General features: G+C 40.3%; 10 protein-coding genes. 4 read left to right on the top strand and 6 right to left on the bottom strand.

Annotated elements, in window-relative coordinates; translation table 11 throughout:
* Positions 1-97: 97 nt before the first annotated feature.
* The 3 genes from IL355_RS07805 to IL355_RS07795 all read right to left on the bottom strand — a co-directional run bounded on the left by IL355_RS07805 (position 98) and on the right by IL355_RS07795 (position 3,335).
* Entirely contained in the window at positions 98-1,048 is a 951-nt protein-coding gene (locus IL355_RS07805; RefSeq protein ID WP_192461615.1) for a D-2-hydroxyacid dehydrogenase, read from the bottom strand.
* Positions 1,049-1,099: 51 nt separating this feature from the next.
* Positions 1,100-2,164 carry a 3-phosphoserine/phosphohydroxythreonine transaminase gene (gene serC, locus IL355_RS07800; protein WP_192461614.1) on the bottom strand — a complete coding sequence of 355 codons (1,065 nt, stop codon included), beginning with the start codon at positions 2,162-2,164 and terminating at the stop codon, positions 1,100-1,102.
* 130 nt (positions 2,165-2,294) lie between these two features.
* Complete coding sequence (locus IL355_RS07795; protein ID WP_192461613.1) at positions 2,295-3,335, bottom strand: acyl-CoA reductase; 1,041 nt, start codon at positions 3,333-3,335, stop codon at positions 2,295-2,297.
* 111 nt (positions 3,336-3,446) lie between these two features.
* On the opposite strand from IL355_RS07795, the gene IL355_RS07790 reads away from it, so the two are divergent.
* Entirely contained in the window at positions 3,447-3,800 is a 354-nt protein-coding gene (locus IL355_RS07790) for a 4Fe-4S dicluster domain-containing protein (protein WP_192461612.1), read from the top strand.
* Positions 3,801-3,869: 69 nt separating this feature from the next.
* Here IL355_RS07790 and IL355_RS07785 read toward each other — a convergent pair whose 3' ends face one another.
* Complete coding sequence (locus tag IL355_RS07785; RefSeq protein WP_192461611.1) at positions 3,870-6,548, bottom strand: TonB-dependent receptor; 2,679 nt, start codon at positions 6,546-6,548, stop codon at positions 3,870-3,872.
* Between the two features lie 122 nt (positions 6,549-6,670).
* Here IL355_RS07785 and ychF point away from each other — a divergent pair, with 122 nt between their 5' ends.
* Complete coding sequence (gene ychF, locus IL355_RS07780) at positions 6,671-7,765, top strand: redox-regulated ATPase YchF (RefSeq protein WP_192461610.1); 1,095 nt, start codon at positions 6,671-6,673, stop codon at positions 7,763-7,765.
* An 8-nt stretch (positions 7,766-7,773) separates the two neighbouring features.
* Here the strand turns inward: ychF and IL355_RS07775 are convergent, their stop codons facing one another.
* The gene (locus IL355_RS07775; protein ID WP_192461609.1) at positions 7,774-8,064 is read right to left on the bottom strand and encodes a chaperone modulator CbpM; all 291 of its coding nucleotides are present in this window, start codon (positions 8,062-8,064) and stop codon (positions 7,774-7,776) included.
* A complete protein-coding gene (locus IL355_RS07770) occupies positions 8,064-8,969 on the bottom strand; it encodes a DnaJ C-terminal domain-containing protein (RefSeq protein WP_192461608.1) in 906 nt (301 codons plus the stop codon). The genes IL355_RS07775 and IL355_RS07770 overlap by 1 nt, the downstream gene beginning before the upstream one ends.
* A gap of 222 nt (positions 8,970-9,191) precedes the next feature.
* Here IL355_RS07770 and IL355_RS07765 point away from each other — a divergent pair, with 222 nt between their 5' ends.
* A complete protein-coding gene (locus IL355_RS07765) occupies positions 9,192-11,054 on the top strand; it encodes a DNA topoisomerase IV subunit B (RefSeq protein ID WP_192461607.1) in 1,863 nt (620 codons plus the stop codon).
* A 25-nt stretch (positions 11,055-11,079) separates the two neighbouring features.
* Complete coding sequence (locus IL355_RS07760) at positions 11,080-13,770, top strand: DNA gyrase/topoisomerase IV subunit A (protein WP_192461606.1); 2,691 nt, start codon at positions 11,080-11,082, stop codon at positions 13,768-13,770.
* The last annotated feature ends 2 nt before the right edge of the window (positions 13,771-13,772 follow it).

The raw sequence follows: 13,772 nt of genomic DNA, 5'->3' as shown, positions 1-13,772 counted from the left end.
TTAGTTTTATAATTAATGAGTTTACAAGGTACAAAAAAAGTACCTTTTTACAGGTACTTTTTTGTGATAGTAGTACGGTGTGAAAGGGCTCAGCACCTTATTTCATTAAAGTTATGATTTGTTCTGCCAATTCTACCGCAATTCTTTTTTGCGCTTCTCCCGTAGCCGCACCAATATGGGGGGTTAAGGATATATTTGGGTGCATTAGTATTCTTATTTCCGGTGAGGGCTCTGATTCAAATACATCCAATCCTGCAAAGGCCACTTTTCCACTCTCTAGAGCATCAACAAGTGCTACTTCGTCCAAAATACCTCCCCTTGCGGCATTGACTATACCAACACCATCTTTCATCAAGTTAAATTCACTTTTTCCAATGACATACGCTTTTTGTGAGGGTACGTGCAGGGAAATAAAATCTGATGAAGAAATAACTTCTTCCTTGGTTTTGGAAGTTAGATGAAATGAAACGGATTGTCCATCAAAGAAATCCAATTCTAAATTGGCTTCAGTGATAACGGGATCATAAAACTCCACTTTCATACCTACCCCTATGGCTAATTTTGCAGTTGCCTGACCAATTCTGCCAAATCCGATAATACCTAAGGTCTTACCTCTGAGTTCGCTTCCGCGGGCATAGGATTTTTTGAGTTCGTTGAATTTACTGTCCCCATCCAAAGGCATATTTCTATTGGCGTCATAAAGGAAACGAACCCCGCCGTACAAATGGGCAAAAACCAATTCCGCAACAGACCCGGAGGAAGCTGCAGGCGTATTGATTACGTGTAAACCTTTGTTTTTTGCATAGTCTACATCAATATTGTCCATACCAACACCGCCACGACCAATCAATTTTAAATTGGGACAGGCATCAATAAGTTCCTTCCTTACTTTGGTGGCACTGCGAACCAAAAGTGCCTCAACATCATTTTCGTTTATATAATTTTGAAGTTGCTCTTGGGCTACCCTGGTAACCAGTACTTCAAATCCTGATTTCTCCAGCTTATCAATCCCAGCTTGGGCAATTCCGTCATTAGCTAAAACCTTCATATTGTTGGTTTTTAATTAATTGAGTACAACTCTTTAAGTAAAACTTTAAGTTTATCCTTTTCTTTCCAACTCGCTCATGACATCTACCAGAATACCCACACTCTCAAGGCTTAAGGCGTTGTACATAGATGCCCTGTATCCTCCTACGGAACGGTGACCGTTAATTCCATTGATTCCGGCTTCCTTCACCATTGTATCAAAAGTCTCTTTTAATCGGTCGTCTACCAAGTTAAAAGTTGCATTCATATGAGAGCGGTCTTCTTTCTTCGCAAAACCTTCAAACAAGGGATTCAGGTCAATTTCTGAATATACCAATTGCGACTTCTTTTCATTAACTTCTTCAATGGCAGAAATTCCGCCCTTAGATTTAAGCCACTCTAAAGTAAGCATGGAGGTATACACTGCAAAAACCGGTGGTGTATTGAACATACTATCCTTTGAAATATGAACCGCATAATCCAACATGGATGGAATTTGACGGTTAACCTTTCCTAAAATATCTTCTTTAATCACCACTAAGGTTGCACCTGCGGGTCCCATGTTCTTTTGTGCACCCGCGTAGATTAAATCGAACTGAGAAAAATCCAATTGTCTTGAGAAAATATCGGAACTCATATCGCATACCAAAGGAGCATCGGTTTTTGGAAACTTCTTTATCTGCGTGCCAAAAATAGTATTGTTGCTAGTGAGGTGAAGATAATCCAAACCTTCTGGAACTGAATATCCTTTTGGGATATAGTTGAAATTCTCGTCCTTGGAAGAGCCTACTTCTACAACATCCCCAAAAAGTTTGGCTTCTTTTATAGCCTTGGAGCTCCATGTACCTGTGTTTAAATATCCCGATTTTTTGTCCAAAAGGTTGTAGGCCGTCATTAAAAACTGCATACTTGCACCTCCTTGAAGAAATAAGGCCTTGTAACCTTTATTTTCCAAACCAAGAATTTCCAGGGCAAGGCTTCTGGCATTCTCCATCACTTCTACAAAATCTTTGCTACGATGAGAAATTTCTATTAGCGAAAGACCGGATCCGTTAAAGTCCATTACGGCTTCAGAAGCCTTAAGAAGTACTTCTTGCGGTAAAATACATGGGCCTGCACTAAAATTATGTTTTTTCATTGGGTGTTGATTTTAGTTGTTGTTTATTCAAAAATGACCATTGCAAACGTCTAAACAGCATTTTTGAAAATAGGACGTTAAAGGTCTTGAATTAAATGCAATTTTCCATATGGGAAGGAAAAAAATAAACTTAGGTTCTCAACAGGAAGTCAACAGTATCTATATTATCTGCATAATCTGTTAAACTAGGTTTTTGAGTTTGGCCAAAGGCTACTTCATCTTCCATAAAACCATGAGATACAACACACTGTAATTGCTCTTTATCCGCAGCTAATCTGTTTTTTAATTCTTCCGGTTCATCATAAAACTCGTAAAAAAGGGAAGCGATGGGAGAGGAGTAACCTTCATCTTCTTTTAGAATAAGAAAGCCATTATCTAAAATTTTAAATTCGCTCATAAGATAGACGGCCTTATTATAATCGTAGTTGTTGGCATATTTATTCTGCTCAATAAGGGAATTAAAATCATAGATGGACTTAAAAAATAGGTCAAAATCATAATTCCTTGGTACGAAAATCTTAGACACACTGCGGCAGCCTAATCCAAAATATCTAAATATATCCTCTCCTAAGGCCTTTAGGGCTTCGGGTGATTCCTTTCCAGAAATAATGGCAACCGAACTTCTGTTTTTTCTAATAATATGTGGTCCTTTACCGAAATAATGTTCAAAATAGCGGGAAGTGTTGTTACTTCCCGTGGCAATCACAGCATCAAATTCTTTAAGCTGCTCTTTTTCAAACACAATTAAATCCTTAAAAATTGGCTCTAAGAAGGTAAGATACGATGTTATGAATTTAATAAGTGCCTCGTCATTACTGGAAAGTTTTGCCAATACTTTATTCCCGGTCAAGAGAACACATAAAAAATCATGAAATCCTACTAAAGGTATATTTCCGGCTAAAATCAAGGCGACAGTCTTTGGTCGGTTTTCGGATAGGGAATATTTGGATAGCCAAGCTTGTAAATTATTTTCGGTAAGTAGCTCTCCCCAATTTTCTAGGGCGAACATCACGTTTTCTCTAGTAAACCAACCATTCTTATGTTTACTTAGCTCAATGGCTTCATTTAGTTTTACTGACCATTCGTCCTCATTTTGTAGTGAATTACAAAATTCTCGTAAAAACGTTCCAAGTTTAACGAAAGCAATAAATGTTTTAGGATGCTCGTTCATATATTTGCTATAATTAGGACTAGACTGTACCTTTGTTTTTTAAATGATTGCAAAAGTAAGCATACCTGATTTAAATGGGATGCTGAATTTAACCAGAACAAGTAAATTACTATGGCTATAATAATTACCGATGAATGTATAAATTGTGGGGCTTGTGAACCAGAATGCCCTAATACAGCAATTTATGAAGGTGCCGATGAATGGCGTTATGCAGACGGAACCTCTTTAGAGGGGGATGTTGTTTTGCCTAGCGGTAAGGCTGTAAATGCAGAAGAGGCCCAAGAGCCTATAAGCGACGAGTTTTATTATATTTCACCGGACAAATGTACCGAATGTATGGGCTTTCATGAAGAACCACAATGTGCGGCAGTATGTCCTGTAGATTGTTGTGTTCCTGACGAGGATCATGAAGAAAGCGAAGAAACCCTTTTAGCTAAGCAAGCATTTATGCACCCGGAAGGCTAAAATGTAAAAACACAAAAAGTAAAAAACCGGACAATTGTCCGGTTTTTTTATGGCTATAGGTTTCATTAATTAAAAGGAAAATGCCAATTGTGTATAGTAATAGGCTCCGCCAAAACCCATTTGAACGGCATCCCAAACACCACCGCCTTCTACCCAGTCATCTTGCGGACTTGGATATTCATTGAATAAGTTATTGGCCCCAATTTGAAGTTTTACATCTTCGTAAATTTGATAGCCTAAAACTAAATCAGTGACCACTTTAGGTGTATAGCTGTCCGTGGCAGCAGCAATTTTATTGGCTAGGCTTCCGTAATCAGCAGTAGGTTCCAACATCTGAAAATCCAGAAGCTCAATGCTGCTAAATCTTGTAAAGGCAAGGCCTGCATCAAACTTATTGTGGGAGTAATTTAAATTGAGCGCCAATTTACTTTCAGGTGCAGAAGCCAACAAGAAAGCCTTGTCCCTTTCTCCAAAAAATGTTTCAGCATCTAAATTGCGGTTGTTGACACTCGTAATATCCATATTGTTTAAGTTACCAGTGAAAGTGGCCGACAAGCTTCCGTTTTCCAATGGCTTTCTCCACGAGAGAACGATGTCGAGACCTGTAGTTTCGGTATCGACCCCGTTTACGAAAAATTGTGCCGCCGATACTCCGGGAATAGCTGTGGTGCCAAAGTTTCCTGTGAGTACGATACGGTCTTTTACGTTGATGTAGTAACCATCCACTGTCGCGGTGAAGTTTCCGAAAGTTCCTGTAAAACCTAAACCGGCATTCACGGCTTTTTCCTCGTTTAGCTGGTCGATTCCAAAAGAGGCCGTGACGGGACTGTTATTTGGGCTCAACAACTGGTCAATGGCATCGCCCCCAATAAAATTGGTGAACCGCAAATTATAATAAATCTGGGCTAGGGAAGGAGCTCTAAATCCTGTGCTGACAGAACCTCTAATGTTTATATTCTCCGAAGCCTTTAACCTAGCGGCCAATTTACCGTTAAGGGTACTGCCAAAATCGCTATAATTTTCAAACCTTGCCGCGGCGCTCAGCAAAAATGCCTCGCTTAGGTCAAATTCACCATCGGCATATAATGAAAAATTACTTCTGCTTCGGTCTACCTCGTTTGCCGGTCCATATCCCGGGAAGCCTTGAGAACCTCCTGGTCTTGGTACTTCTTCGCCATCAATTAGAATTGTTGGCTGGGTTTGATTGGCGGGATCCGTGATTATAATTCCGTTTTCATCAAAGGTTCCATACGAACCAGGTTCCCCAGAAAAAATGATAAAGTTTTCGGTGCGATACTCGGCACCAAAAGCAAGGTTCATTCCCTCCATAACGTCATCGTAATATTTAGAGAAATCTAGATTTACGGTATTTTGGCTCAAGCTATGTCCACCCGCATCGAAATCGGTTGGCGAGGCTTCTTCCAAGGAAGCATTTAAGGTTCCTTTGATATAATAATGAAAGTTGTTCTTTCCGTAGGTGTTACTAACATCTAATTTCCAACCATTATCAAGTTCTGTTCTTAAACCGGCAGAAATAGAGTTGTCTATGATATTGGAAGTAATACGTGGGTTGAATCCATCTGGATAAATGGCCTTAACCACACGTTCGCCGCCGTTTCGGGTGAAGGCATAAGCGTCCGTATCTCTAAAATTTCTACCACCGAAGGCATAGATTTCCGTATTATCGGATACGGAATAAGCCCCGTTGACCATAAAATTGAATCCTTGAATAGCAGCTTCCCCAAAACCTCTTCTGAAATCGAATCCCGGGCGTAAGGTTTTGTTTTTATTGATGTATTCGGTAGTGAAATTAAGATAGCCGTTTTCACCTAATCCCGCACCGTAATTGATAGCTGCCTTTACCGAGCCACCGTCAAAATTCTGGTCATCACCTATCTGGTTACCGTCAACGTCGGTATCCAGTCTATTGCCTTCGGTATTAGGAAAGCCATCTGGAAAATCGCCCTGAGTATTGGCATTATAGGCTCCGTAGCTAATATTTCCGCTAACGCCATCGGTCTTGTCCTTTAAAACAATATTGATGACCCCGGCAATGGCATCGGAACCGTACTGAGCTGCTGCCCCATCCCTAAGAATTTCAATTCGCTTAATGGCCGCTACGGGGATGGTATTTAAATCAGTACCTGTATTACCACGTCCTTTGGTTCCAAAAATATTTATCAAGGATGATTGGTGTCTTCTTTTCCCGTTGACCAGTACCAAGGTTTGATCGGGCCCAAGTCCTCTTAGGGTAGCAGGGGTGATATGGTCCGCCCCATCTGACCCGGACTGTTTATTGGCGTTAAAGGAAGGAGCGGCATATTGCAATAGCTCGTTCACCTCAATTTTACCGCTCTGTGTAGCTACCTCGGCAATATCGATGACATCCACTGGTACCGCCGTATCGGTAGAAGTTCGTTTAGGGCTTCTGGAACCAACTAGCATTACTTCGTCCAACAAAACGCCTTCGGACATGCTTAGGTTGATAACGGTTTTACCTTCCGTACTTAATTCTTCGGTATTAAATCCAATATAACTGAAAACCAAAATGGCATCACCGTCAATTTCTAAAGAATAATTTCCATCAAAATCGGTGACGGTCCCGTTTGTGGAGCCCTTTTCTAAAATGTTTACCCCAGGCAGTGGTTCGCCCTCGGAGTCGGTTACCGTTCCGGTAATCGTATTTTGAGCAAAGCCAAAAGAGGTTAAAAGCAATGCACAAATGGTTAAAAATAGCTGTGTTCTCATAGTTTTAATGTTAGGAGTTCTTTAACCAAAGTAATAATAGTGTTAAAACAAAGCATTGAGATTTTAAATTTTTTAAACACTATCTTTGCGCCCGAATTAAAAAACATCCCTAATACACCGTTATGAAAGCAGGTATCGTAGGATTGCCAAATGTGGGCAAATCAACCCTTTTTAATTGCCTTTCCAATGCAAAGGCACAGAGCGCCAACTTCCCCTTTTGTACTATAGAACCGAACATAGGCGTGGTAAATGTACCAGATGCCCGTTTGGAGAAATTGGAATCTTTGGTGAACCCGGAAAGGGTAATTCCCGCAACGGTAGAAATCGTTGATATCGCCGGTTTGGTAAAAGGAGCCAGTAAAGGTGAAGGATTGGGAAACCAGTTTTTAGGAAATATTAGGGAAACTGATGCCATTATTCATGTATTGCGCTGCTTTGATAATGATAATATTGTGCATGTTGATGGTTCTGTAAACCCCATTAGAGATAAGGAAACCATAGATATGGAGCTTCAATTGAAAGATTTGGAGACCGTAGAAAAAAAGCTAGATAAGGTAAAACGCGCTGCAAAGACTGGCAATAAGGAAGCTCAGAAAGAGGAATCCGTCTTATTAAAGCTGAAAGAAGCCTTGGAGAGCGGTGTTTCGGTCAGGGCCGTTGCTATTGAAAAGGAACTGCGTTTAGAATATGTGAAGCCGTTACAGTTTATTACGGACAAGCCGGTCATGTATGTTTGTAATGTGGACGAGGGTGCTGCCGCTACTGGAAATGCATACGTTGAAGAAGTGAAAAAGGCGGTAGCGAACGAAAATGCGGAAGTAGTGGTCTTGGCCGTAGGTACGGAAGCCGACATTACGGAACTGGAATCCTACGAAGAGCGCCAAATGTTTTTGGAGGATTTGGGACTGGAAGAGCCGGGTTCAGCAAAATTAATACGAGGGGCGTACAAATTACTTGACCTGGAAACCTATTTTACAGCCGGTGAGAAGGAAGTTAGGGCATGGACCATTCCCGTTGGTGCTACGGCACCACAGGCGGCCGGAGTTATCCATACAGATTTTGAGAAGGGTTTTATACGTGCCGAAGTCATTGCTTATAATGACTATGTGGCTTTAGGAAGTGAGGCCAAGGTTAAAGAAGCAGGTAAAATGCGAGTAGAAGGTAAGGAGTATATTGTTAAGGACGGTGATGTAATGCACTTTCGTTTTAATGTCTAACTTTCTGGTCATTCATAAATTCTAAGCCTGTTTCTCAAATTTTTTAACTCTTTTTCCATTTGCTGCATTCGTTGCATCATATGGGTGATGGCATCTATGCCCTCAAGGTTAATTCCTAATTCGTGATGCAACCTATTTAGTTTTTCTATATGGGGAATGTCATCTGTAAACAGGTAAACCTCAGTTTCAATTGGTTTGCAATCAATTAGGCCGTATTCCCACAAAGAGTCAATAAATGAATGGGGTATGTTTGTCTTTTCGCAGTAGTGTCTGACTAAAATATATTTTTCTGAATCCATTATTTTCTGATTTTGGATAATTCTTGAAAAAGTTCTTTTTCTCTTTCACTTAAATTTTGGGGCATTTTTACTTTGTAGGTCACATACAAATCACCAAATTCACCCTCTTTTTTATATTTGGGCATACCCTTGCCGCTAAGTTTGATTTTGTAATCATTTTGGGTTTCAGGCTTAATTTTGAGTTTCACCTTTCCGGTCAACGTACTTATTTCCAATTCGCCTCCCAGCAAGGCCTTGTACAAACTAATTTCTTCTGTTTTGTATAAATCGTTACCCACTCTTTGAAATTGTGTATTGTTTATAACTTCAAAAGTAAGGTACAAATGACCCTTTGGACCTCCATTGCTACCTTCGCCACCATAACCCTTTATCTTTATAGTTTGACCATCTTCTACTCCTGCCGGAATAGTAATTCTTATTTTCTTTGACCCAAGATCAATTGTTTGTTTTTGAGTCGATAGAATATCTGTTAAATTAAGCCGAAGCGTGGCGTTATAATCCTGACCTTTAAACTGATACCTGTTTCTACCACTAGTTCTACTATAACCGCTACCGCCAAACATAGATTCAAAGAAATCCGAAAAATCACTTTCAGAATATTGTTGGTCTTCAAAAGGGCCTCCCCCGGCATAACCTCCTGCACCACTTTGATTTCTTTTAGCCTCCTCAAAGGCATCGGCATGTTGCCAGTCCTTACCGTATTTATCGTATTTTTTTCGTTTCTCAGGGTCGCTTAGGACTTCGTTTGCCTCATTGATCTGTTGAAATTTTTGTTGCGCTTCCTTGTTATCGGGATTTAGATCCGGATGGTATTTGCGGGCCAGTTTTCTATAAGCCTTTTTTATTTCGGCCTCTGAGGCATTTTCGGCAATTTCTAATATTTTATAGTAATCTATAAATTCCATTTTCTTTTTCTAAATATGGATAAAAGATAGGAACTTATTCAATTAAAATCCAGTCAAAAAATTGCTTTAATACAATCATTTTTGGTCGCAAAAGGAGCTTTGAAATACCGATTATATCAACAAAGACGCTTTTTTTATTGTTAATTACTTTAACGGTTTAGGGTTTTATCTTTTTAATAGTCGTATTATCTTTAGCGGTAGTATTGACCCAAACCCCGCATTATGTCCGACAACTCACAATATACCGAAGACAATATAAGATCGTTAGACTGGAAAGAGCATATTAGGCTCCGTCCAGGTATGTATATTGGAAAGTTAGGTGATGGTTCTTCCGCAGATGACGGTATCTATATCCTTTTAAAAGAGACTATTGACAACTGTATTGATGAGTTTGTAATGGGTGCTGGTAAGACTATTGAGATTTCCGTACAGGGCAACAGGGTCATTGTGCGTGATTATGGTAGGGGTATTCCTTTGGGAAAAGTTGTTGATGTTGTCTCCAAAATGAATACTGGGGGTAAATATGACACCAGGGCCTTTAAAAAATCGGTGGGACTAAATGGCGTGGGTACTAAAGCGGTCAATGCCTTGTCCAGTTATTTTAGGGTGGAGAGCACCAGGGATGGAAAATCAAAGGCGGCAGAGTTTGAAATCGGTGAGCTCACCAATGAAGAATTTCTGGAAGAAACCACCCGAAGAAGAGGTACCAAGGTTACCTTTATTCCAGATGAAACCATCTTTAAAAAATACAAATATCGCAACGAGTATATTGAGCGAATGCTCAAAAACTACGTTTATCTCAATCCGGGACTGACCATTGTTTTTAACGGCGAAAAATTCTACTCTGAAAACGGACTTAAAGATTTGCTGGAAGACAATAACAATGCAGAAAACCTTCTGTACCCGGTCATTCATTTAAAAGGGAATGATATTGAGGTGGCCATGACCCATAGCAAAACGCAATATAGTGAAGAATACCACTCCTTTGTTAATGGCCAGCACACCACACAAGGAGGTACCCACCAAGCGGCGTTTAGGGAGGCCATTGTAAAAACGGTGAGGGATTTTTATGGTAAGAACTACGATGCTTCCGATATTAGAAAATCCATCATCAGTGCTATTTCCATCAAGGTTATGGAACCTGTTTTTGAAAGTCAGACCAAAACAAAATTGGGTTCTACGGATATGGGCGGAGATTTACCTACTGTAAGAACCTACATTAATGATTTTATTGGGAAATACCTGGATAATTACCTGCATAAAAATCCGGAAACGGCTGAAAAACTACAACGTAAAATAATCTTGGCCGAAAAAGAGCGTAAAGAACTTTCAGGAATTAGAAAACTGGCACGCGACCGGGCCAAGAAGGCAAATCTGCATAATAAAAAACTGAGGGATTGCAGGGTGCATCTGGGTGATATGAAAGATGATCGTCGTTTGGATAGTACGCTCTTTATCACTGAGGGTGATTCCGCTTCCGGCTCCATAACCAAATCAAGGAATGTAAATACCCAGGCAGTCTTTAGTCTGCGTGGTAAGCCCTTGAATTCTTTTGGGATGAGCAAAAAAATTGTTTACGAGAACGAAGAATTCAATTTGTTACAGGCAGCCTTGAATATTGAGGAGTCCATGGAAGATTTACGTTATAATAATATTGTAATTGCCACGGATGCCGATGTAGACGGAATGCACATTCGCCTACTTCTCATCACGTTTTTTCTACAGTTTTTTCCTGAATTGATCAAGGAAGGTCATTTGTTTATTTTACAAACTCCCCTTTTCAGGGTAAGAAATAAAAAGGAAACCATCTATTGTTATAGTGACGAGGAACGAAGAAACGCTATAGATAAGTTGCGGGGAAAACCTGAAATCACCCGATTTAAGGGATTGGGTGAAATTTCTCCGGATGAATTCAAACACTTCATTGGTGATGATATCCGTTTAGAGCCAGTAATGCTGGATAAGGCCATGTCCATTGAAGAATTACTCCGGTTCTACATGGGTAAAAATACTCCGGACCGTCAGGAATTCATTATTGAAAATCTTAAAGTAGAGGTCGACCTAGTTGAAGAAAACCAATTATAAATTATAGAGATACGTATTTTTCTGAATGGAAGAAAATGACGATTTGAACGATTCCCAAGAGCACAATCCATCCAATGAAGGTGGAGAAGGTTTGGGAGGTGAGCAGGAACAAAACAACCATAGTTCTGCGGAAAATATAGAGGACCAAGGGGAAGCGCTGACCCGAGTAACGGGAATGTATAAGGATTGGTTCCTGGATTATGCTTCTTACGTAATCTTAGAGCGTGCCGTGCCGGCAATCGAAGATGGTTTTAAGCCGGTACAGCGCCGTATCATGCACTCCTTAAGGGAGTTGGATGATGGCAGGTACAATAAGGTTGCCAATGTGGTAGGGCACACCATGCAATATCACCCCCATGGTGATGCCAGTATTGCAGATGCCATGGTACAGATAGGTCAAAAAGACCTATTGATAGACACCCAGGGAAACTGGGGTAATATTCTAACCGGAGATAGTGCCGCTGCTTCGAGATATATTGAAGCGCGTTTGTCAAAGTTTGCCTTAGAAGTTGTTTTTAGTCCAAAAATTACGGAATGGCAACTCTCCTATGATGGTCGAAAAAAAGAGCCTGTTCAGTTACCGGTTAAGTTCCCATTGTTATTGGCACAAGGTGCAGAAGGTATAGCAGTTGGGCTTTCCACTAAAATTATGCCACATAACTTTGTGGAGCTCATAGATGCCTCCATAAAGCATCTGCAAGGAAAACGGTTTAAGCTTTTTCCAGATTTTCCTACCGCAGGAATTATAGACGTAAGCAATTACAATGATGGGCTTAGGGGAGGTAAAATAAGGGTGCGTGCAAAAATTTCCCAACACAGCAAGAATACGCTGGTAATAAGCGAGATACCCTATGGAACCAACACTTCTTCTTTAATTGATTCTATTTTAAAAGCCAATGACAAGGGCAAGATTAAAATCAAAAAAATTGAGGATAACACAGCTGCTGATGTAGAGATTTTAGTACATCTCCCAACTGGGATCTCCCCTGATAAAACCATTGATGCGCTCTACGCTTTTACGGCCTGCGAATCATCCATTTCGCCCTTGGCATGTATTATTGAAGACAATAAACCTTTATTTATTGGGGTCTCGGAAATGTTACGTCGTTCTACGGATGCTACGGTTGATTTGCTAAAGCAAGAATTGGAGATACAGCTGGGCGAACTAGAAGAACAATGGCATTTTGCTTCCTTGGAGCGAATATTCATAGAGAACCGTATTTATAGGGACATTGAAGAGCAGGAAACTTGGGAGGGCGTTATCAAGGCGATAGATGAAGGATTAAAGCCATTTACCAAGAATTTAAAAAGGGCCGTTACAGAAGAAGATATTGTAAGATTGACGGAAATCAGGATAAAGAGAATATCAAAATTCGACCTTGATAAAGCTCAGGAAAACCTCGATAATCTTGAAAAGAAGATTGCTGAAATAAAACACCATTTAGAGCATTTGGTAGAATTCGCCATCGATTATTTTCAAAATCTAAAGGAAAAATACGCGGCGGGAAGAGAGCGCAAATCAGAAATTAAACTCTTCGAAGATATTGAGGCTACGAAAGTTGTCATACGTAATACAAAGCTGTACGTTAACAGGGAGGAGGGCTTTGTAGGCACCTCTTTAAGGCGAGATGAGTATGTTACGGACTGTAGCGATATTGATGATATAATCGCTTTTACAAGAGATGGGCAAATGATGGTCTTTAAAGTAGATTCTAAAACCTTTGTTGGTAAAGGCATTGTTCATGTTGCCGTCTTCAAGAAAAAGGACAAGCGCACTATCTACAATATGATTTATCGCGATGGAAAAGGTGGTGCTACCTACATCAAGCGGTTTAACGTAACCAGTGTAACCCGGGATAAGATTTATGAAATGGGCCAGGGAAAACCTGGAACTTCGGTTTACTATTTTTCTGCCAACCCCAATGGGGAAGCAGAAACAGTGACCATTAACCTGCGCAATGTAGGGAGCATTAAAAAGCTTAAATGGGATGTGGATTTTGCCGATGTACGCATCAAAGGCCGAAGTAGCAAGGGCAACATCGTCACCAAATATTCCGTAAAGCGGGTAGAGCTAAAGGAAAAAGGGCTTTCAACCTTAAAACCTCGAAAACTCTGGTTTGACGAGACGGTACAACGCTTGAATATAGATGATAGAGGTGAGTTTTTAGGCGAGTTTACCAGTGAGGATAGGTTGTTGATCGTTACCCAGACCGGACAGGTGAAAACGGTAATACCTGAACTTACCTTACATTTTGAAGATGATATTATCGTCCTTGAAAAGTGGAATCCTAAAAAGCCATTATCGCTGGTCTACTGGGAAGGGGAAAAAGAATTATTCTATGTCAAACGCTTTTTGATCGACAATCCTGACAAGGAAGAGAATGTGTTAACGGACCATCCAAAATCAAGATTGGAGGTTTTTTCAACAGATTTTAGACCGGTGGTGGAAGTGGTGTTTGCTAAAAAGCGTGGCCAGGACAGAAAGGACAATTGGGAGGTAGATTTGGAAGAATTCATTTCCATCAAGGGCATTACCGCTATGGGCAACCAGCTCACCAAAGAAAAAGTATTGGAAATCAATCCTTTGGAGCCCTTACCTTATGAACATCCAGAACCGCCAAAGACCGAGGAAATTGAGGTGATTGATGAAGAGAATATTGGAAATGACAAGAAAGAGGATGGGGACGATAAGCCCCAAGGCACTTTATTCGATTAATT

The organism is Euzebyella saccharophila (assembly GCF_014855495.1).
Classification (GTDB): domain Bacteria; phylum Bacteroidota; class Bacteroidia; order Flavobacteriales; family Flavobacteriaceae; genus Euzebyella; species Euzebyella saccharophila.
This window is presented reverse-complemented; position numbering and strand designations above follow the sequence as displayed.